This window comes from Streptomyces sp. LZ34, from assembly GCF_053890475.1.
Genome location: NZ_CM132680.1, coordinates 8,331,998 through 8,350,785, shown reverse-complemented (window position 1 = coordinate 8,350,785; position 18,788 = coordinate 8,331,998). Strand labels below are relative to the sequence as shown.

The 18,788-nt window shown below is 73.3% G+C and carries 16 protein-coding genes, 2 tRNA genes and 1 pseudogene; 8 read left to right on the top strand and 11 right to left on the bottom strand.

All coding sequences use genetic code 11. The annotated features are described in order from the left end of the window. Window positions 1-24 precede the first annotated feature (24 nt). The 3 genes from ACWY4P_RS35195 to ACWY4P_RS35185 all read right to left on the bottom strand — a co-directional run bounded on the left by ACWY4P_RS35195 (window position 25) and on the right by ACWY4P_RS35185 (window position 4,494). Window positions 25-528, bottom strand: coding sequence for a single-stranded DNA-binding protein (locus ACWY4P_RS35195; protein ID WP_456204586.1), 504 nt, complete (start codon window positions 526-528; stop codon window positions 25-27). A gap of 91 nt (window positions 529-619) precedes the next feature. Then, window positions 620-2,809, bottom strand: a complete 2,190-nt coding sequence (locus tag ACWY4P_RS35190) for a GTPase (RefSeq protein ID WP_456204585.1) — start codon at window positions 2,807-2,809, stop codon at window positions 620-622. Beyond that, window positions 2,806-4,494, bottom strand: a complete 1,689-nt coding sequence (locus tag ACWY4P_RS35185) for a dynamin family protein (protein ID WP_456213164.1) — start codon at window positions 4,492-4,494, stop codon at window positions 2,806-2,808. The genes ACWY4P_RS35190 and ACWY4P_RS35185 overlap by 4 nt, the downstream gene beginning before the upstream one ends. Before the next feature lie 388 nt (window positions 4,495-4,882). On the opposite strand from ACWY4P_RS35185, the gene ACWY4P_RS35180 reads away from it, so the two are divergent. Continuing rightward, window positions 4,883-4,955: transfer RNA gene (locus tag ACWY4P_RS35180), tRNA-Arg, on the top strand. Window positions 4,956-5,074: 119 nt separating this feature from the next. Beyond that, window positions 5,075-5,138, top strand: a tRNA-Ser gene (locus ACWY4P_RS35175). 12 nt (window positions 5,139-5,150) lie between these two features. Here ACWY4P_RS35175 and ACWY4P_RS35170 read toward each other — a convergent pair. From ACWY4P_RS35170 to ACWY4P_RS35155, 4 genes and pseudogenes are all read right to left on the bottom strand, one after another. Then, window positions 5,151-6,342, bottom strand: a pseudogene (locus ACWY4P_RS35170) (MMPL family transporter); the annotation flags it as partial. Between the two features lie 34 nt (window positions 6,343-6,376). Next, window positions 6,377-6,868, bottom strand: coding sequence for a MarR family winged helix-turn-helix transcriptional regulator (locus ACWY4P_RS35165; protein WP_456204584.1), 492 nt, complete (start codon window positions 6,866-6,868; stop codon window positions 6,377-6,379). A gap of 84 nt (window positions 6,869-6,952) precedes the next feature. After that, the gene (locus ACWY4P_RS35160; RefSeq protein ID WP_456204583.1) at window positions 6,953-7,849 is read right to left on the bottom strand and encodes a nitroreductase/quinone reductase family protein; all 897 of its coding nucleotides are present in this window, start codon (window positions 7,847-7,849) and stop codon (window positions 6,953-6,955) included. A gap of 61 nt (window positions 7,850-7,910) precedes the next feature. Beyond that, entirely contained in the window at window positions 7,911-8,912 is a 1,002-nt protein-coding gene (locus tag ACWY4P_RS35155; protein WP_456213163.1) for a zinc-binding alcohol dehydrogenase family protein, read from the bottom strand. A gap of 146 nt (window positions 8,913-9,058) precedes the next feature. On the opposite strand from ACWY4P_RS35155, the gene ACWY4P_RS35150 reads away from it, so the two are divergent. Genes ACWY4P_RS35150 through crcB form a run of 3 tightly spaced genes read left to right on the top strand, consistent with a single transcriptional unit; the run spans window position 9,059 to window position 10,337 of the window. Continuing rightward, window positions 9,059-9,613: a FluC/FEX family fluoride channel gene (locus tag ACWY4P_RS35150; RefSeq protein ID WP_456204582.1), complete on the top strand. Its 555-nt coding sequence runs from the start codon at window positions 9,059-9,061 to the stop codon at window positions 9,611-9,613. Next, window positions 9,610-9,966 carry a DUF190 domain-containing protein gene (locus ACWY4P_RS35145; protein ID WP_456204581.1) on the top strand — a complete coding sequence of 119 codons (357 nt, stop codon included), beginning with the start codon at window positions 9,610-9,612 and terminating at the stop codon, window positions 9,964-9,966. Before ACWY4P_RS35150 ends, ACWY4P_RS35145 begins: the two co-directional genes overlap by 4 nt. Further along, window positions 9,963-10,337 carry a fluoride efflux transporter CrcB gene (gene crcB, locus ACWY4P_RS35140; RefSeq protein WP_456204580.1) on the top strand — a complete coding sequence of 125 codons (375 nt, stop codon included), beginning with the start codon at window positions 9,963-9,965 and terminating at the stop codon, window positions 10,335-10,337. Before ACWY4P_RS35145 ends, crcB begins: the two co-directional genes overlap by 4 nt. A gap of 7 nt (window positions 10,338-10,344) precedes the next feature. On the opposite strand, the gene ACWY4P_RS35135 is transcribed toward crcB, so the two are convergent. Further along, window positions 10,345-11,361, bottom strand: coding sequence for a LysR family transcriptional regulator (locus tag ACWY4P_RS35135; protein ID WP_456204579.1), 1,017 nt, complete (start codon window positions 11,359-11,361; stop codon window positions 10,345-10,347). An 82-nt stretch (window positions 11,362-11,443) separates the two neighbouring features. On the opposite strand from ACWY4P_RS35135, the gene ACWY4P_RS35130 reads away from it, so the two are divergent. Genes ACWY4P_RS35130 through ACWY4P_RS35120 form a run of 3 tightly spaced genes read left to right on the top strand, consistent with a single transcriptional unit; the run spans window position 11,444 to window position 14,908 of the window. Further along, window positions 11,444-12,208, top strand: coding sequence for a succinate dehydrogenase cytochrome b subunit (locus ACWY4P_RS35130; RefSeq protein ID WP_456204578.1), 765 nt, complete (start codon window positions 11,444-11,446; stop codon window positions 12,206-12,208). A gap of 1 nt (window position 12,209) precedes the next feature. After that, window positions 12,210-14,156: a fumarate reductase/succinate dehydrogenase flavoprotein subunit gene (locus ACWY4P_RS35125; protein ID WP_456204577.1), complete on the top strand. Its 1,947-nt coding sequence runs from the start codon at window positions 12,210-12,212 to the stop codon at window positions 14,154-14,156. Next, window positions 14,153-14,908 (top strand): succinate dehydrogenase/fumarate reductase iron-sulfur subunit, encoded by a 756-nt coding sequence (locus ACWY4P_RS35120; protein WP_456204576.1) that lies wholly within the window; start codon window positions 14,153-14,155, stop codon window positions 14,906-14,908. The genes ACWY4P_RS35125 and ACWY4P_RS35120 overlap by 4 nt, the downstream gene beginning before the upstream one ends. A gap of 59 nt (window positions 14,909-14,967) precedes the next feature. Here the strand turns inward: ACWY4P_RS35120 and ACWY4P_RS35115 are convergent, their stop codons facing one another. From ACWY4P_RS35115 to ACWY4P_RS35105, 3 genes are all read right to left on the bottom strand, one after another. Next, window positions 14,968-16,149, bottom strand: a complete 1,182-nt coding sequence (locus tag ACWY4P_RS35115; RefSeq protein ID WP_456204575.1) for a Cmx/CmrA family chloramphenicol efflux MFS transporter — start codon at window positions 16,147-16,149, stop codon at window positions 14,968-14,970. Window positions 16,150-16,572: 423 nt separating this feature from the next. Further along, window positions 16,573-18,246 carry a PH domain-containing protein gene (locus tag ACWY4P_RS35110; protein ID WP_456204574.1) on the bottom strand — a complete coding sequence of 558 codons (1,674 nt, stop codon included), beginning with the start codon at window positions 18,244-18,246 and terminating at the stop codon, window positions 16,573-16,575. Next, window positions 18,243-18,776, bottom strand: coding sequence for a PH domain-containing protein (locus ACWY4P_RS35105; RefSeq protein WP_456204573.1), 534 nt, complete (start codon window positions 18,774-18,776; stop codon window positions 18,243-18,245). Before ACWY4P_RS35105 ends, ACWY4P_RS35110 begins: the two co-directional genes overlap by 4 nt. Between the last annotated feature and the right edge of the window lie 12 nt (window positions 18,777-18,788).

Sequence of the window (18,788 nt, the reverse complement as noted above, 5' to 3'; positions counted from 1 at the left end):
GCTTTATCGACAAATACCCGGGAATCACGGGGGTGTTGCCCCGGTCGGTACGTTTAAAAGAGGTTTAGCCCGCGAGACCCTGCGAAACGCGGATGTACCCCGCGCCAGATCGTGTCCGACCGCCACCGCGTCGATGTCCGCGGTGATCCACCGCCTGGCCCCGCCGGTGTCCTCCCGCTGCCGATCCCCTGGCCGATCCGCCGGCCGATCCACCTGCTGCTCCCCCGGTCGCTCCACCCCGGGGCGCTCCCCCGTCCGCTCCCCCGTCCGCTCCCGCACCCGCAATGTGCCGTGCACGACCAGCGGTTCACCGAGCGACACCGACGCCGCCACATTGACCGCGAGCCCCCGCCAGGCCCAGACCGTGTAGAAGCTCGTGTACGCGTCCATCCACGCTTCCCGCGCCCGGTCCCAGCGCCGCGCCGTCACCGCCAGCCGGAACCGGGCCACCGCGACGCCGGCCGCCGTCTCCCAATAGTCCGGCCGCGTCGCGGCATTGCCCACCACCGTCAGCCAGGTCTCGTTCAACCGCGCCGCCTCCCCCGTCACTTCACCGCGCTCGCATGCCCTTCCGCCTTCATGCTGCACGCGATCGCGCCGGCCCGCCGGGGCCTGTGGGCTACTCCCCGGTTGTGGACAACTCGGCCCCCCGGCCGGGTGAACCGAGCCCACCCGCCACTACCCCGCCCGCCGCGCCCCCGCCCGCCGCGATCACGTACTGCTTCCGCACCTCCCGGTAGCGCGCCAGCTCCGCCGTCACCGGCTCCAGCACCCGCGTCCGCCCGCACTCCGCGGCCGCCTCCCGAAGCCGCCGCTCCGCCGCCAGCCCGTACCGCCGCGCGGGCCCCCGAGCCGCCAGCCCGCACCCCCAGGCCAGCGCCGGCCCGCAGGCCCCCGCCGCCGCGGCCGGCAGCGCGGGCACCCACCACGCCGGACCGCCGAACACCCCGGCCACCACCGCCAGCAGACACACCACCCCCACCAGCAACACCCCCGCCAGCGCGACCTGCGCCGCCGCCACCACCGACCACCACAGGGGCCGGGACAGCCGCCGGTCCGCCGTCGCGGCCGCCGCCTCGTCCACCGCGTCCGGCAGCCCCTTGCCGCCCCACGCCGCCGCCTCCCGTACGGCCTGCGCCCAGGGCGCGGGCAACCCCGCCGTCGCCTCGGCCGCCAAGGTCCGCACCGCCTCCTCCACCGCGGGCCGGGCGGTGACCGCGGCCACCGCCGCCGCCTTCGCCCTCGCCCCCGGGATCTCCAGCGCGGTCCCGGCCCGTGCCCCGGCCGCGCCGCCGCTCCCTCCGTCCTCCGTGTCCCGTTCCCCGGACCACATGGCCCCCGCCCGCCTCAGCTGCCTCAGCCGCCCCCAGGGCGTCCCGCACGCCCACCGCGCGTCCCGCAGCCAGGCGCGCTCCGCCGCCTGCCCGGCCGCCACCGCGCCCGCCGCGTCCGCCAGCCGCTCCTCGAACTCCGCCCGGGCGCGCGCGGAGAAACCGACCGGCGCCCCGTCCGCCACGTACTGCGGGCGCAGCCGCTCCATCGCGCCGTCCACATCCGCCGCCAGCCGGCGCTCCGCCGCCCCGCACTCGGCCGTGAGCCGGCCCAGGGCCTCCCGCAGCTCCCCGACGCCCGCGCCGGTCAGCGCGGACAGCGCGAGGACGGTCGCCCCCGGCTCCCCGTGCTCGCCGAGCGCGAGCCCGTCCTCGTCCAGCAGCCGCCGCAGATCGTCCAGCACCTGGTCGGCGGCCTCACCCGGCAGCCGGTCCACCTGGTTGAGCACGACGAAGGTCACCTCGGCATATCCGGCCAGCGGGCGCAGATAGCGCTCATGCAGGACCGCGTCCGCGTACTTTTCCGGATCCACCACCCACACCACCGCGTCGACCAGCCCCAGCAGCCGCTCCACCCGCTCGCGGTGCCCCGAGGCCGCCGAGTCGTGGTCGGGCAGGTCGAGCAGGACGAGCCCGCGCAGCGTCGGGTCGTACGGATAGGCGGGGCGGCGGCGGTCCCGGTGCGGGATGTCCAGCCGGTCGAGCAGGCCGTCGGCGTGGTCGGTCCACGCGCACGCGAGGGGCGCCGCGGTCGTGGGGCGGCGGATCCCGGCCTCGGACACATACGCCCCGGCCAGGGCGTTGAAGAGGGTGGACTTACCGCTTCCGGTGGCCCCGGCGAGGGCCACGACGGTGTGTCCGAGCGGATGCCGCCCCCGTGCGACGGCCTCGTCGAGCACCCGCCCCGCCTCGCCGAGCGTGCGCCCGTCCAGCCGGGTGCGGGACAGCCCGACCAGCTCGCGCAGCGCCTCGAGGCGCGGTCGCAGAGCGCCGGTGGCAAAGCCGCGGCCGCCGTGCTCGTACGCCGGCGCGTACGGCTTGCGCGCCGCGCCGCCGCCGACGCCGCACGCCCCGCCGTACCCCCTGCTGTCCCCCTCGCCACACCTCTCGCCGTACGCCCCGCCGTACACACCGCCATACCCCCCGCCGTAAGTCTCTTCGCGCCCCTGGCCGTGCCCCTCCTCGTAGGTCGCCTCCCGCCCGGGCGCGGCCACCTCCGCCTTCGGCTCCAGCTCCCACACCGGACCGCTCCCCGCCTCCGCCGTCGGCTCCGTCTCCCGTGCCGCGACCGGCGGTCCGGGCCGCCGGCCCCGCACCCGCCGCGCGATCAGGCCGTCGTCCCACGTCTGCGTCTGCCGGGGCGGCGCGGGCTTCCGGGCGACGGTCTCCTGAGAGGGCGCATGCGAGAGCGCTTGGGACGGCGCATGCGAGGGCGCACCTTCCGGCCCGGACGTCGTAGTGGCCGTCACCACCGTCACCTCTCCTTCTGTAGTACGGACAGCGCGGCGATCAGCCGGACCTGGTGGTCCGGGGTCACGTTGAGGGCGTCGAGCGGGGCCAGCCGCCGGTCGCGCTCCGCCGCCAGCACCCGCCCGACGCAGTCGTCGAGCAGCCGCCGACCCTGGTCGCGCAGGTGCAGCGCCCCGTGCGCGCCCAGCGACTCGGCCAGCCGCTCGCCCGCCGTACGGGTGCGGCGCCCGCCGATCAGGGACGCCACCAGCAGCGCGGCGGCCTCGTCCGGGGCGCAGCCGGCGCCGCCCTCGGCGGCCCGTGCGGCCACCTCCTCCTCGGCGAGCTCCTCGACACAGCGCTGCCAGCGCCGTACGGCCACGCCGATCCGCTCCCCGGCGCCGCGCGCGTCGCACGGCGCGAGCCCGGCGCGCGCGGCGGGGTCGCGCCGGCCCGCCTCCGCGATCCGTTCGTCGGCGGCGGCCGTGACGCTGCGCAACAGGGTGGCGAGGGAGTCGGCGAGGGCGGCGAGGAGTTCTTCGGGAGTGCTGTCGTACGGCCGGCCGTGCCAGTGGGTGAGCGCGCCCCCCGCGAGCGCCGCCCCGCCGGCCAGTTCGCGCCGCACCCGCTCGGCCGCCTCGTCGTACGCGCCGTCCACGTGCTGCACCAGCCGCACCGCCGCCGCGTGCTGGGCCGCCGCCGCCCCGGCCAGCGCGGGCATCCGGGCGCGCAGCGAGGCGATCACCCCGGCGGCGGTCCGCTCGGCGGCGGTGTGGCGGGCGGCCGGGTCCTGGGCGTGCCGGGTGAGCCAGTCGCGCAGCGCCGCGACGGCCGTGCCGGGCAGCAGCCCGCTGCCGCCGCCCGCGGACTCGGGGAGCTCGGGGATGGTGAAGCGGGGCACGTCCCCCAGCCCGGCCGCCGTGAGCAGCGCCGCGTACTGGTGGGAGACCTCGGCGGCGACCTGGTGGGGCACCCGGTCCAGGACGGTGACGAGGGTGACGTCGTACTCCTTGGCGGTGCGCAGCAGATGCCAGGGCACGGCGTCGGCGTAGCGGGTGGCGGTGGTCACCAGCACCCAGATGTCGGCGGCGCAGATCAGCTCGGCGGCGAGGTCGCGATTGCGGGCGACGAGGGAGTCGATGTCCGGCGCGTCGAGGAGCGCGAGCCCGCGCGCGAGCCCGGGGTCGGTCTCGACCCGCAGCGCCCCGGCCGCCGTCCGCGCCGCCTTGTCCGTCTCGTCGTAGGCCGCGCCCTCGTACGCCGCGCCCTCGTACGTCACCTGCTCGTACGCGGTCCCGTCGTACGCCTCCTCCTCGTACCCGCCCTCGGCCCGCTCGCTCTGCGCGGGCACCCACACCCGGGCCAGCTGCGGCAGCACCCGCTGTCCGACGAACCACTGGCGGTCCTCCGGATGGCAGACGAGCACCGGCGTGCGCGTGGTCGGGCGCAGCACTCCGGCCTCGGTGACGCGGCGGCCCACGAGCGAGTTGACGAGCGTGGACTTCCCGGCGCCGGTGGATCCGCCGATGACCGCCAGCAAGGGCGCTTGGGGGGCGCGCAACCGGGGCACGAGGTAGTCATCCAGTTGGGCGAGCAGTTCGGCGCGGCCACGGCGAGCGCGGTCGGCGCCGGGAAGGGGGAGCGGAAACCGTGCGGCATCGACGCGGTCGCGCAGTGCGGTCAGTGCGTCGAGCAGTCGGGGCCGTACGTCCAAGATCGCCACGGGTGAAGAATGCCCGCTTTTGGGATCTTTTTGAAGCGTATGCTCGCTCATGTGCGTCAAACAGACCCACCCGGATTACCCCAGATTGACCAAGGGGCGGGCGTGGCGACTGGGGCACGGGCATAACGAGTAGACAACACCCGCCTTCTGAGGCGCGAAAAACGATGCGGGATTCGCACCTGCCTGCGATTATCAAACCGCTTCACCGAACCTCCACAACGTGCCACGGAGGTGAAGCAACCGAGGCGAGGCGCACGGAGCCCTATCCTTGTCCCCGGCAAGGTCACGGATCCGCCGAGCCCGGCCACCGGCACCACGGCCCCGCACCGTCGGAACCGCAGGCACCCGGGGGCTCAGCAGTTGCGTGATCCACCGTCCGGCCCCCGTAGCTCAGTGGATAGAGCAGGTGCCTTCTAAGCACTTGGCCGCAGGTTCGAGTCCTGCCGGGGGCGCTTTCCGCTCCCCCTCTACGCACGTAGAGAGGGAGCGCCGGAGAGGTCGGCGCCGGCCGACGGCCCCGAAAACCGGTCGGCACCGTCAGTGCGGGCGATTACAGTGGAGCCGTCCAGGTGCGAAGGCGGGTCCTACTTCCACTGTTAATGGGGTGGTTGCGGGTTCGAGTCCCGTCCGGCGCTCGCGTCGGTAGCTCAATCGGCAGAGCACCCTGTCGGATCCTCCAACTTTGATCTCTGGACACCCGGCGTCGCAGTCATCCTGACCAGGAAGGCGTCGACCACGATGCCGACGGTGAGGCCGAAGGCGATCGGCTTGAGGGTGAGATCCTCGGCGGTCACGAAGCTCGCGAACACGGAGAACATGATCAGCGCGGCCGCGGTGACGACCCGCGAGGCGTACCGGGATCCGGCGATCACGGACTCACCGTGCCTGCCCGTCTCACCGTGCCTGCCCGTGTGGACGTACTCCTCCCGCATCCGCGACACGAGGAAGACCTCGTAGTCCATGGCCAGTCCGAACAGGACCGCGATCAGAACGATCGGCATGAAGCTGAAGACGGGTCCCGTGGTCGGCACACCGAACTGGTCGGCGAGCCAGCCCCATTGGAAGACGGCGACGACCGCGCCGAATACCGCCCCGACGGAGAGCAGGAACCCGAAGGCCGCCTTGAGGGGAACCACGATCGAGCGGAAGACCAGCAGCAACAGCAGCAGCGCGAGTCCGACCACGATCGCGGCGAACGGCAGCAGTGAGTCGCCGAGCCGGTCGGACACGTCGATCGCCGCGGCGGTTGAGCCGGTGACCAGCACCTCGGCGTCCGCCGCCGCGCCCAGCTCCGGAGTGACGGCGCGGATGTCGCGGACCAGCTGTACCGTCGCCTCGGCCCGGGGGCCGGCCTTCGGGACGACGGTCACGATCGCCGTCCGGCCGTCCGCGCCGACCTGCGGTGAGCTGATGGACATGACGTCGGGCAGATCGAGCCGGTCGATCCCGGTGGCCACCTCGGTGGCGGCGGCCTTCGGGTCCGTGTCCGCGGTGCGGACGAGAACGAGCAGCCGCCCGTTGCGGCCGGGGCCGAAAGCGTCGGAGATCAGGTCGTACGCCTTGCGCTGTGTCGACTCGGGCGCCGCGGTGCCGTTGTCGGCCGCCGGCCATGTCCCGCTCCCGCCGGTCGGCGCGCGAGCCGGGCCTGGGCCGCAACCGGGTTCCGGCGAACCCGAGCAGGGCGGGCAGCAGGGTGATCGCCACCAGCACCGCCATCAGCACGGTGCCCGCCGCGGCCAGGCCCATGACGCTCAGGAACGGGATGCCGACGACGGTCAGCCCGCAGAGCGCGATGATCACGGTCAGGCCGGCGAAGACCACGGCGCTGCCCGCGGTGCCGGCGATGTGGGGTTGTCCCCACCCCGGCACGCGCTCAGTCCGCCGAGCCGGAGACCTCACGCTCGTACGTCTCGATCGTCCGGACGAACACGGCGCGCTGCTCGGGGGTGAGCTGGTCGAACGCCGCGCGCCAGGCGTTCGCGCCGTGGGCGAGCCAGGTGTCGATGGCCGAGCGGGTCTCCTCGTCCTCCGTGATGGCGACGATGGTGCGCCTGCGGTCGGCGGGGTCGGTGCGGCGCTCCAGGACGCCCTGTCGGCTGAGGTCGCCGACCATCAGGCTGACCGTCGTGGGGGCGACCTCCAGCCGGGCGGCCAGCTCGTTGACCGGCATCGGGCCGTCGAACAGCAGGTAGGACAGCAGCGACAGATGCCTGGGGGCCAGATTGAAGGAGCGCAGCCGCTCCGGGATCCTGGTGCGCTTGAGCCGGGCGGCGACGCGCGGCATCAGCAGCAGCATGGCCCGGATCGCCTGGTCCGAGCTCAGGGCGGACTCCGGACCGGACCGCGGCTCACGCTTCGCCGACATGCCTCCTACCCCCTCATGGCTTTATGCCTTCGCCTTCACAGCAAAGCTATCCCGGGACGCGCGCCGCCGCTTACGGCGGGGGGATTACGACGGGAGGGGCGCCTCCAGGGCGGGCAGCAGGTGCCGCTCCTCGTACGCGAAGTGCTCCTCCAGGCCCGAGACCAACCGGTCCAGCTCGGCGCGGAGCTTCTCCGCGCCGGCGGGATCGCCGGGGAGCCCCCCGCCGTCCCCGGCCACCAGCGCCTCGAATTCGGCCAGGGCCCGCTCCACCACCTCGTGCTCCTGCCGCAGCCGGGTGATGGCCGGGACCAGATGCGGGAACCGCTGCTCGAAGGCGGTGAACGAGCCGTTCTCCTGGATGTGGTGGGTCTGTAGCGCGTAGCAGAAGGTCAGGCAGTGCCGCCGCAGCCGGGCGGCGAGGTCGGCCTCCGGCTCCGGCGCCGCCTCCCCCGCCAGCACCCGGTCGATCCCGTCGCGGACGCGCCGGAGTTCGGAGCGCAGCTCGTTGTGGTGGAGGATCAGCTGTTGGCCGATCATGCGGTTGCGCTCCGGATTTCCGGCGAGGTCCAGGAGGTGGAGGGCGACGACCGGCACCGTCCGCTCGATCTGCTCCGCGTAGGCACGGAAGCCAGGGTCCCGCGAGCACTGGAGCTCCCAGTAGCGATCGCGCTCCTCGCCCTCCAGCACCACCGCCCGCGCCGCGAACGGCTTGACGGCCCCCTCCGCGGTGCCGAGTTCCACGGTGAGATGCGGATTGGCCAGCAGGTTGTGGTACCAGTGCGGATGCCTGGGACCGCCGGCGTTGGAGCCGAAGACCAGATAGCGGTTTCCGTCGCGCAGATACGTGGTGGGGGTCGTATGCGGCCTGCCGGTCCTGGCGCCGGCTGTGGTCAGCAGGATCAGGTGGGCGCCCTCGAACGTGCCGCCCACTTTTCCGTTGTTCGCCCGGAATTCTTCGATGACGTGCTTATTCAGGTCCATGGGAGTCCTTCTGACACCTTTTGACAGCAGGCAGAAAAAATTCGCTTGGAAAGCAAAATCGTCAGGCCGACGGCTCCTGATCCATCCTCAGCACCGCGACCCCGTGCACCCGGTCGGCCGCCAGGTCGTCCAGCGCGGCGTCCGCCCGCTCGAACGGATACGGCGTCACGGTGACCCGGAGCCGGTGGGCGGTCGCCGCCTTCAGGAACTCCCGGCCGTCCTCCCGGGTGTTCGCCGTGACGCTGCGCAGGGTGCGCTCGCGGAAGAGGTGCCGCTCGTAGTCCAGGGGCGGGGTGTCCGAGAGATAGATCCCGGCGACGCTCAGGGTGCCGCCGCCGTCCAGCGCCTCCAGGGCCACCGGCACCAGATCCCCCACCGGCGCGAAGAGGATCGCCGCGTCCAGCGGCTCCGGCGGCCGGTCGTACGCGTCGCCCGCGGACGCCGCGCCGAGCTCCAGCGCGAGCTCGCGCGCCGCCGCCGAGCGGGTCAGGACATGGACCACCGCGCCGCGGCCGATCGCGACCTGGGCGGTGAGGTGCGCCGATCCGCCGAAGCCGTAGATGCCGAGCCGGCCGCCCGGCGGCAGCTCGGCGCGGCGCAGCGCGCGATAGCCGATGATCCCGGCGCACAGCAGTGGGGCGAGCTCCTCGTCGGCGTAGCCGCCGGGCAGTTCATACGCGTAGGCGGCGGGGACCGTGGCGTACTCGGCGTATCCGCCGTCCGCGTCCCAGCCGGTGTACTCCGACGACGGGCACAGGTTCTCCCGGCCCCTCACGCAGTAGCGGCAGTGGCCGCAGGTCCGGCGCAGCCAGGGGATCCCCACCCGGGTCCCGGCCGGGGGCCCCTCCGCCGCCGGACCCGCCGCGACCACCTCCCCGACCACCTCGTGGCCGGGGACGACGGGGGTTTTGTGCGGCGGCAGGTCGCCGTCGCGTACGTGCAGATCGGTGCGGCACACTCCGCAGGCCCGGACCCGCACCAGCAGCTCGTCCGCCGCGGGTCGCGGAACCGGCAGCTCCACCCGGTCGAGCCGACCCGGGTCCCGCACCACCCACGCCCGCATTTCGCCTGGGATGTCCGGATTCGCCTGCGCCATCGGGGCAACGTACTGCCGCAGCGGCACGGGGATGCGGAGGTGTGCGTTCCGGGCGCGTCAGCGGGTCCGGAGCCCTGTGGGGGACCCGCCGCGCACCCCGTAATCTGAGGCCTATGGGCAGCTCACGGTCTCCGGTGGTGCACGAGCCCATCGACCCCGGCCACACCTCCACCCCGCCCGCGCGCCACGGCTCCTGGCGCGGGCAGGGTCCGGTGGTCTGCGCGGTGGCGGTCGGCGGCGGGGCCGGGGCGGCCGCGCGCTACGGGATGGCGCTGCTGTGGCCGACCCCGGCGGGTGCGTTCCCCTGGACGACATTCGTGATCAACGCCGTCGGCTGTGCGCTCATCGGCGTGCTCCTGGTGCTGATCACCGAGGTGTGGGCGGCCCACCGGCTGATGCGGCCGTTCTTCGGGACGGGGGTGCTGGGCGGGTTCACCACCTTCTCGACCTACGCCGTGGACATCGAGCGCCTGGCCGACGGGGGTCACCTGCCCACCGCGCTGGCCTATCTGGCGGCCACCCCGCTGGCGGCGCTGGCGGCCGTGTGGGCCGCGGTGGCGGCGACGCGACGCGTCATGGGGGTGTCCGGGCCGCGCGGCGCCCACGACACGACCAGCGCGACCGACACAACCGGCGCGGACCGCGCGGACGGCGGGGGCGCGCGATGAGCAGCCTGCGATTGACCGTCTTCGTCGGCGAGAACGACACCTGGCACCGTCGGCCCCTGTTCGCGGAGATCGTGCATCGCGCCCATCGCGCGGGGCTCGCGGGCGCGAGCGTCTTCCGCGGGGTCGAGGGGTTCGGCTCGACGTCGGTCGTCCATACCTCTCGGCTGCTGTCACTGAGCGAGGATTTGCCCGTCGCGATTGTGATCGTGGATACGGAGGAGCGGGTGCGGGCCTTCCTGCCCGAGCTGGAGGAGATCGTCGGTGAGGGTCTTGTCGTCCTCGATCCGGTCGAGGTGATCAGGTTCCCGGGCAGGGGCGAGGACGGCGACGACAGAGGCGAGGATCCTCGGTGAACTGGCTGTTGGTGGTGGCCGGCGGCATGGTGGGCGCGCCACTTCGCTATCTGACCGACCGCGCGGTGCAGGCCAGACATGATTCGGTGTTCCCTTGGGGCACCTTCGCCGTCAATGTCGCGGGCTGTCTGGTGCTGGGCCTGCTCACCGGCGCCGCCACGGCCGGAGCCGCCTCCTCGCGGCTACAGCTGCTGCTGGGCACCGGGCTGTGCGGGGCCCTGACCACGTACTCGACGTTCTCCTACGAGACGCTGAGGCTGGCCGAGGACGGCGCCCGGATCTTCGCGGTCGTGAATGTCGTGGCGAGCGTGGCGACCGGGCTCGGCGCCGCCTTCGCCGGCGCGGCGCTGGCCCGGGCCATCTGGGGCTGAGCAGCGCTCAGCCAGAACCAGAGCGCGAACCAGAGCCAGAATCAGAGCCAGAAGGATCAGAGCCAGGATCAGAACCCGTCGCAGAGTCGGGAACGGTCGGCAGCAGCCTGGTGCCCGGCGTCAGGTTCTCCCCCGCCCTCGCCGAGCGCAGATGCTCCAGCAGCACCCGGCTCAGCTCCCGCGCCGCCCGCGGCGGCGCGACGTCCTTGCGGTGCGCGACGGAGATGGTGCGCTGCATGCCGTGGCCCGCGAAGGGCGTGGCCCGCAGCCCGGACCTGGCGGCCACCATCCCCGGGATCACGGCGATTCCCAGCCCGGCCCGGACGAAGCCGAGCACCGCGTCCATCTCCCCGCCCTCGACCGAGAACGAGGGCTCGAAGCCGGCCGCCCGGCAGGCCGAGGTGGTGAACTCCCGCAGGTCGTAGCCGCGCCGGAACATCGCAAGCGGCTGGTCCCGCAGATCTTCGACGCGGATGTGGCGGCGCCGCACGGGCGGCGGGGACGCGGGCGAGGAGGCCACGACCAGCTCCTCGCGCAGCAGCTCGGTGGTGGCCAGCGCGGGGGCCTGCCCGGCCAGCGGGGTGATGATCAGCGCGAGGTCCAGCTCGCCCGCGGCCAGGGTGCGCACCAGGTCCTGCGAGCCGCCCTCGTCCACGATCAGCTCGATACCGGGGAACTCGTCGTGGAAGCGGCGCAGCACATCCGGGACGAGGCTGGCGCACAGGCTCGGCGGAGCGCCGAGCCGGACCCGGCCGCGCCGCAGCTGGGCGACCTCCTGCACCTCGCGGCGCGCGGTCTCGGTGTCGGCGAGGATCTGCCGGGCCAGCGGGAGCAGGGCCTCGCCCGCGTCCGTGAGGGCGATGTTGCCACGGGCGCGGTGGAACAGCTCGGCGCCCAGCTCCCGCTCCAGGGTGCGGATCTGCTGGGACAGCGAGGGCTGGGCGACATGCAGGATCTCCGCAGCGCGCGTGAAATGGCGAGTATCGGCCACGGTGACGAAATAACGCAGCTGCTGCAGTCTCACGCAGGCATGATAGTCCCTGGCTATGGAATCGAGCCATGCCATGTCTTGGACGAATCGCAAAGCGGTCCTTAGCGTTTTGTGCATGGCACTGGCGACGCGGACGGACCCCGAGCGGCCCGTTCAGAAGGGGCCGCGACAGCGGCCGGAACCGCCGCGGAAGTCCGCGCGGAGCCTGTCTCTCATCGGCTCCGTGTGGCGCTCGACCGTCGGCAAAAAAGCGGTGATGGCCGTCACCGGGCTGATCATGCTGGCCTATCTGGCGGCCCATATGCTCGGCAACCTGAAGATCTTCTTCGGCCCCGGCGACTTCAACGGCTACGCACACTGGCTGCGCACCCTCGGCGAACCCGCGCTGCACTACGAGTGGTTGCTGTGGATCATCCGGGTGGCGCTGGTGGCCTCGGTGGTGCTGCACGCCGTGGCCGCGTACCAGCTCAGCCGCCGCGATCTGGCCGCGCGGCCCCAGAAGTACGCGCGCCGCAGGCAGAAGGCGAGCTACGCCACGCGGACCATGCGCTGGGGCGGGGTGATCCTCGGCCTGTTCATCGTCTGGCACATCCTGGACCTGACCACGCTCACCGTGAACGAGCACGCCGAGCCCGGCCACCCGTACCAGAACGTCGTGGCGACCTTCTCCACCTGGTACGGCAACACCATCTACATCGTGGCGATGCTGGCCCTCGGCGCGCACATCCGGCACGGCCTGTGGAGCGCCGCCCAGACCCTCGGCGCGGGCCGCCCGCACCGCGACCGCGCCCTCAAGGTCACCTCGACGGCCGTCGCGGCCGTCCTGACCGGCGGGTTCATCGCCGTGCCCATCGCGGTCATGACCGGAGTAGTGAGCTGACATGAGCACCTATGCGGAGTACACGACCGGCGAGCCGATCGCCGACGCCAAGGCCCCGGACGGCCCCATCGAGGAGCGCTGGGACCGCCGCCGCTTCGAGGCGAAGCTGGTCAACCCCGCCAACCGCCGCAAGTACACCGTGATCGTGGTCGGCACGGGCCTGGCGGGCGGCGCGGCCGGGGCGACCCTCGCCGAGCAGGGCTACCACGTGGTGCAGTTCTGCTATCAGGACTCGCCCCGGCGGGCCCACTCGATCGCCGCCCAGGGCGGCATCAACGCGGCCAAGAACTACCGCAACGACGGCGACTCCATCCGCCGGCTGTTCTACGACACCGTCAAGGGCGGCGACTTCCGCGCCCGCGAGTCCAATGTGCACCGCCTCGCCCAGGTCTCGGTGGAGATCATCGACCAGTGCGTGGCCCAGGGCGTGCCGTTCGCCCGCGAGTACGGCGGCCTGCTGGACACCCGCTCCTTCGGCGGCGTCCAGGTCTCCCGCACCTTCTACGCCCGCGGCCAGACCGGCCAGCAGCTGCTGCTCGGCGCGTACCAGGCGCTGACGCGGCAGATCGCGGCAGAAAATATTGAAATGCACCCCCGCACCGAGATGCTCGACCTGATCGTCATCGACGGCCGCGCCCGCGGCATCGTGGCCCGCGACCTGATCAGCGGCGAGATCTCCACCTACTTCGCGGACGCCGTCGTCCTGGCCTCCGGCGGCTACGGCAACGTCTTCTACCTGTCGACGAACGCCAAGAACAGCAACGCCACGGCCATCTGGCGGGCACACCGGCGCGGCGCGTACTTCGCCAACCCCTGCTTCACCCAGATCCACCCCACCTGCATCCCGCGCTCGGGCGACCACCAGTCCAAGCTGACCCTGATGAGCGAGTCGCTGCGCAACGACGGCCGCATCTGGGTGCCCAAGGCCAAGGGCGACACCCGCCCGCCGGCCGAGATCCCCGAGGACGAGCGCGACTACTACCTGGAGCGGATCTACCCGTCGTTCGGCAATCTGGTGCCCCGCGACATCGCCTCCCGCGCCGCGAAGAACGTGTGCGACGAGGGGCGCGGGGTGGGCCCGGGCGGCCAGGGCGTCTATCTGGACTTCGCCGACGCGATCGCCCGGATGGGCCGCAAGGCGGTGTCCGAGAAGTACGGCAACCTCTTCGAGATGTACGAGCGGATCACCGCCGAGGACCCGTACCAGGTGCCGATGCGCATCTACCCGGCCATCCATTACACGATGGGCGGCCTGTGGGTCGACTACGACCTTCAGACCACCGTGCCCGGCCTGTTCGCGATCGGCGAGGCCAACTTCTCCGACCACGGCGCCAACCGGCTCGGCGCCTCCGCGCTGATGCAGGGCCTGGCCGACGGCTACTTCGTCCTCCCCGCCACCATCAACGACTACCTGGCCCGGCACCCGCACGGCGAGGTCGACCCCGGCCACCCGGCGGTCACCGAGACGGTGTCGGAGGTGACGGACCGCCTGGCGCGGCTGCTGGCGAACGACGGCGACCGCACCCCCGACTCCTTCCACCGCGAGCTCGGCGAACTGCTCTGGGACGAGTGCGGCATGGCCCGCACCGAGACCGGGCTGCGCAAGGCGCTCGACCGCATCCCGGCGCTCCGCGAGGAGTTCTGGCGGCGGATCAAGGTGCCGGGCACCGGCGAGGAGCTGAACCAGTCGCTGGAGAAGGCCAACCGCATCGTCGACTATCTGGAGCTGGCCGAGCTGATGTGCCTGGACGCGCTGCACCGCGGCGAATCCTGCGGCGGCCACTTCCGCGAGGAGAGCCAGACGCCCGACGGCGAGGCGGCCCGCGACGACGAGGGCTTCTCGTACGCGGCGGCCTGGGAATACCGGGGCACCGGCAGCGCGCCCATCCTGCACCGCGAAGACCTGGTCTTCGAGTACGTCCACCCCACGCAGCGGAGTTACGCATGAGGCTCACCCTGCGGATCTGGCGCCAGCGCGGCCCGAAGGAGCCGGGCGCCATGACCGCGTACGAAGTCGACGGCATCTCGCCCGAGATGTCCTTCCTGGAGATGCTGGACTCGCTCAACGAGGAGCTGATCCTGCGCGGCGAGGAGCCCGTGGCCTTCGACCACGACTGCCGCGAGGGCATCTGCGGGGCGTGCGGCATGGTCATCAACGGCCAGGCGCACGGCCCCGAGCGCACCACCACCTGCCAACTGCACATGCGGCACTTCTCCGACGGTGACACGATCGACGTCGAGCCGTGGCGCGCCGCCGCCTTCCCCGTGGTCAAGGACCTGGTCGTGGACCGCTCGGCCTTCGACCGGATCATCGGCTCCGGCGGCTTCATCTCCGCGCCGACCGGCAGCGCCCCGGACGCCCACGCCACGCCCGTGCCCAAGCCGGTCGCCGACACGGCCTTCGAGCACGCCGAGTGCATCGGCTGCGGGGCCTGCGTGGCGGCCTGCCCCAACGGCTCGGCGATGCTCTTCACCTCGGCCAAGGTCGTCCATCTGAACGTGCTGCCGCAGGGGCAGCCCGAGCGCGAGTCGCGGGTGCTGGACATGGTCGGCGCGATGGACGAGGAGGGCTTCGGCGGCTGCACCAACACCGGGGAGTGCGCGGTGGCCTGCCCCAAGGGGATTCCGCTGCAGAGCATCTCCATGATGAACCGGGAGTTCCTGCGGGCGAGCGTCAAGGGCGGCCAATCCGGCCGCTGACCGTACGAGGGCTCGCGTACGAGAGCCCTCGTACGGTCAGCGGGGCCAGGCCGTCGTGCTCAGATGGCCGCGGCCACCGGGGTCCCCCGTCGCACCTCGCGTCGGCGCAGGGCGGCCGCCAGGCCGAGCGTGGCCAGCGCGACGAGCATCATCAGCGCGCTGGTCCACACCGGCGAGCGGAAGCCGAGGCCCGCGTCGATGGCGAGCCCGCCGAACCACGGGCCCGCCGTGTTGCCGACGTTGAACGCCGCCGTGGTGAACCCGCCCGCGAGGGTGGGGGCGCCATCGGCCAGGTAGAACGTGCGCGAGGTCAGGGCGGGCGCGATGCCGAACGCGAGCAGGCCCTGGACGAAGACCAGCACGAACACGGCCACCGCGCCCCCGGCCGTCAGGGCCAGCACGGCCCAGCCGAGCGTCAGCGCGGTCATGCCGGTCAGCAGGATCAGATACGGCCGGGCGTCGGCGATCCGGCCGCCCACGGTGATGCCGATGAACGCGCCCGCGCCGAACAGCACCAGCATCGCGGGCACCCAGCTGGCGCCATAGCCGCTGACCTCGGTCAGCAGCGGCGCGAGATAGGTGAAGGTGCAGAAGGTCGCGCCCTGGACCAGGGCGTTCATGGCGTAGGCGAGCAGCAGCTGACCGCCGGCCAGCGACCGCAGCTCGGCGCGCAGCCCGGCCGAGGGCGCCTCGGGGCGGCCGGCCGGGATCGAGGCCAGGACGGCGGCGACGCCCGCGGCGGACAGCGCGGCCACCGCCCAGAACGCCGACCGCCAGCCCCACAGCTGACCCAGCACGGCGCCGCCGGGCACACCCGCCACACAGGCCAGCGTGACCCCGCCCATCACCACGGACATCGCGCGGCCCTTGGCGTTCGGCTCGACCATGCCGACCGCGGCCCCGGCGGCCACCGCCCAGAAACCGGCGTTGGCGAGCGCGCCGACGATCCGGGTCGCCAGCAGTAGGCCGTAGTCGGCCGTGATCGCCCCGACGACGTGGGCGGCGGCGAACACCACCAGGAACGCCACCAGTGCGGTCCGCCGTGGCCAGCGCAGCGTGAGCATCGCGAGCAGCGGCCCGCCGACGACCATGCCGATAGCGAACGCCGAGGTCAGAAAGCCGGCCTGGGGGATGGAGACCCCGAGGTCGGCGGCGATGTCCGGCACCAGGCCGGACAGCATGAACTCCGAAGTGGCCTGGGCGAATACGGCCAGCCCGAGCATGTAGACGGCAAAGGGCATACGGGAACTCCCCGAGTGAAAGTGACGGAATCTGCGAGCGGGCAGCGTTCGCCAACGGGAGGGTTCGCCCAGGTGCGTTCGCCCAGGGGCGCTCGCCGAGACGCGTCACAACACGCGAGAAAAGCGTGCGCGACGGGAGGGAGCGCGAGGGAGAAGAGTGGGAATCGACATCCGGTCGGAGTCGTCCGCTGCCCATGATGCGGAGATCCGGCCGCCGGGGCGGCGCCGCGCCGGCCGCACGGCCTCAAAAGGGCCGGTGTGCGGGGCGGGGCGGCGGTACTGCCACCGGACGCGGCCGGTGGCTACGGTCTGTCGGACTCCGGGCTGCTCATGATCCCGCACCGTAGCAGCCCCGTACACCCCCCGGCCACGGATATACCGGGGAGTTCATCTGTGGGGCCGCCGCCGGGGCGGCCCCACCCGTCACCGTACGAGGAACTCGTCGAGGATCCCCGGTGCCGCCGCGTGCGCGAACGCCGCCGCCTCCCCGGCCGCCATGTCGGGGATGCGATAGCCGTCCTCCCCCGCGGCGACGGCCGCCGTCAGGGTCGTGACCTCGGCCCGCCGCGACATCGGGCTGTCGGTGAACGTCCAGGCCAGCACGGCCCGGCGGTCCAGGGCGACCGTGTCGCGGCTGAAGGTGCCGGAGCGGATGAGCAGATGGCCGTCCTGACCGCCCACCAGCCCGTGGCCGAGCGCGCGATACGCGTCGCGCGCCAGGGCGTACACGACGGGGGTCGCGACGAGGAGGAAGCCCCCGGCGCAGTACAGCAGTACGGGCGTCAGCAGCGCCCCGAGCACGGCGAGGGCGGCCGTCACCGGCGCCACGACCCACACCATGCCGCGTACGACACGGCGGCGGAGGGCCGCGCGCGGGTGCCGGGTCAACTCGGGCCGGTCGAACAGCGCTTCGCCGACGGGGGCGTCGGGGACGGGTACAAGGGGGACGGACGCGGCGGGCCGGGCGTGCCGGCCGCGCGGCGTACCGGGCGGCGTACCGGGCCTCGCGAGGAGGCCGGTCAGCACCCGCAGGGCCGTCGCGCGCGGGGCGGGCGGGAGCACCGTGCTGCGGCCGCGGTTCTCCTCACGGTTGCCGAGGCCGCTCGCCACGGCCCGTACGGTCGCGCCGCCGCCCGCGCGCAGCAGCATCGGCTCGCGCAGCACCGCGCCGCGCAGCCGGGCGCGCTCGATGGAGACCGAGCGGGTGGTGAGCAGCCCGCGCCGCACCCGCAGGGTGCCCGCGTCCGCCCACTCCAGGCGGTACCGCCACCAGTTCTCCGCGCAGACGGCGACCGCGCCGACGCTGCCCACGGCGACCACGGCCAGCAGGGCGAGCGGGATGGTCACCCACAGGAAGCTGTTGCCGAAGTCCTCGAAGGCGCGGCGGACGGGGCCGATGCGCCACGGCTGCACGCCGAGGCCGTCCAGAACTCGCCACACCGCGCCCACGGCCGCGAACACCCCTCCGAACACCCAGAACGTGAGCGGGGCGTAGCGCAGCCAGCGCGGGTCCCCGGTGGACAGCACCGGCTCGTCGGCGGCGTCGCCGGCGCCCGTACGGGCCAGCAGCTCGGCGCGCAGCCGCTCGGCGTCGGGACGGGCGAGGGCCTCCAGGGTGAGCCCGTCGCGGCTGCCGGTCGCACCCGTGGTGCCCGCGCGCAGCACGACGAGGCCGAAGAGCCGGTGCACGGGGCCCGCGGTCAGGTCGACATTGCGCACGCGGTGCAGCGGGATGGTCCGCAGGCTGCGGGTGAACAGACCGGTGCGCAGCTCGAAGGAGTCGGCGGTGACGCGGTAGCGGGTGCGGGACCAGCCGATCAGGCCGGTGAGGGTGACGACGGCGAAGGAGGCCGCGATGATGGCGAGGGTGATCCAGGCCCGGTTGCCCAGGTGGCCGCCGGTCGCCAGCGCGGTGAGCCCGAGCGAGGCGAGCGGGGCCGCCATCCAGCCGCAGTGGACGGCGATGGTGCGGGGGTCGAGCGCGCGCCACGGGGCGCCTGGGGCGTCGACACCCGGGTCGGCGGCGCTCGGGTTCGTACGGTCCGTCTGCGAACGGCTGGTGCTCGAACGGCTCGTGCTCGAACGGTCGGTGATCACGCGGCATCACCCGGCACCAGCTGCGCCGCGTCGCCGATGCGCCGGGCCAGCTCCTGCGCGTCTGCCTCGGAGAGCCCCGCGATGCGCACGTCGCCCGCCGTGGAGGCGGTGGTCACGGTGACGGTGGCCAGGCCGAAGGCCTGCTGGAGGGGGCCGCGCACGGTGTCGACGGTCTGCACCCGCGACAGCGGGGCGATGCGCCGCTTGCGCCAGAGCCAGCCGCTCGCCGCGTAGACCGCGCGCTCCCCCAGCTCCCAGGCGTGCGTGCGATACCGCCACCGCGGCATGGCCCAGAGGTAACCGAACCCGGGCAGTACCAGCGTGACCAGCAGCAGCGGGCCGAGCCAGGGCAGCGCGCCGGGGAAGAAGAGGAGCGCGAGGACGAGCAGGGTGAGGGCGATCAGCAGCATCGGCCCGCTCACGACGAGCAGCGCCTGCATGGTCCACCAGCGGCGGGAGCGCGGGTCGACGCCATGGAGCGGCGCCCTGAGCCGGGGCCCGGGCACGGACATGGGCACGGACATGGACATGGGAGTTTCCCC

Coding starts and splice junctions, on each gene's coding strand:
- ACWY4P_RS35165 (WP_456204584.1), bottom strand. CDS start 6,868: ATGTCGGCGAAGCGTGAGCCGCGGTCCGGTCCGGAGTCCGCCCTGAGC.
- ACWY4P_RS35160 (WP_456204583.1), bottom strand. CDS start 7,849: ATGGACCTGAATAAGCACGTCATCGAAGAATTCCGGGCGAACAACGGA.
- ACWY4P_RS35155 (WP_456213163.1), bottom strand. CDS start 8,912: ATGCGGGCGTGGGTGGTGCGGGACCCGGGTCGGCTCGACCGGGTGGAG.
- ACWY4P_RS35150 (WP_456204582.1), top strand. CDS start 9,059: ATGGGCAGCTCACGGTCTCCGGTGGTGCACGAGCCCATCGACCCCGGC.
- ACWY4P_RS35145 (WP_456204581.1), top strand. CDS start 9,610: ATGAGCAGCCTGCGATTGACCGTCTTCGTCGGCGAGAACGACACCTGG.
- ACWY4P_RS35130 (WP_456204578.1), top strand. CDS start 11,444: ATGGCACTGGCGACGCGGACGGACCCCGAGCGGCCCGTTCAGAAGGGG.
- ACWY4P_RS35125 (WP_456204577.1), top strand. CDS start 12,210: ATGAGCACCTATGCGGAGTACACGACCGGCGAGCCGATCGCCGACGCC.
- ACWY4P_RS35120 (WP_456204576.1), top strand. CDS start 14,153: ATGAGGCTCACCCTGCGGATCTGGCGCCAGCGCGGCCCGAAGGAGCCG.
- ACWY4P_RS35115 (WP_456204575.1), bottom strand. CDS start 16,149: ATGCCCTTTGCCGTCTACATGCTCGGGCTGGCCGTATTCGCCCAGGCC.
- ACWY4P_RS35105 (WP_456204573.1), bottom strand. CDS start 18,776: ATGTCCATGTCCGTGCCCATGTCCGTGCCCGGGCCCCGGCTCAGGGCG.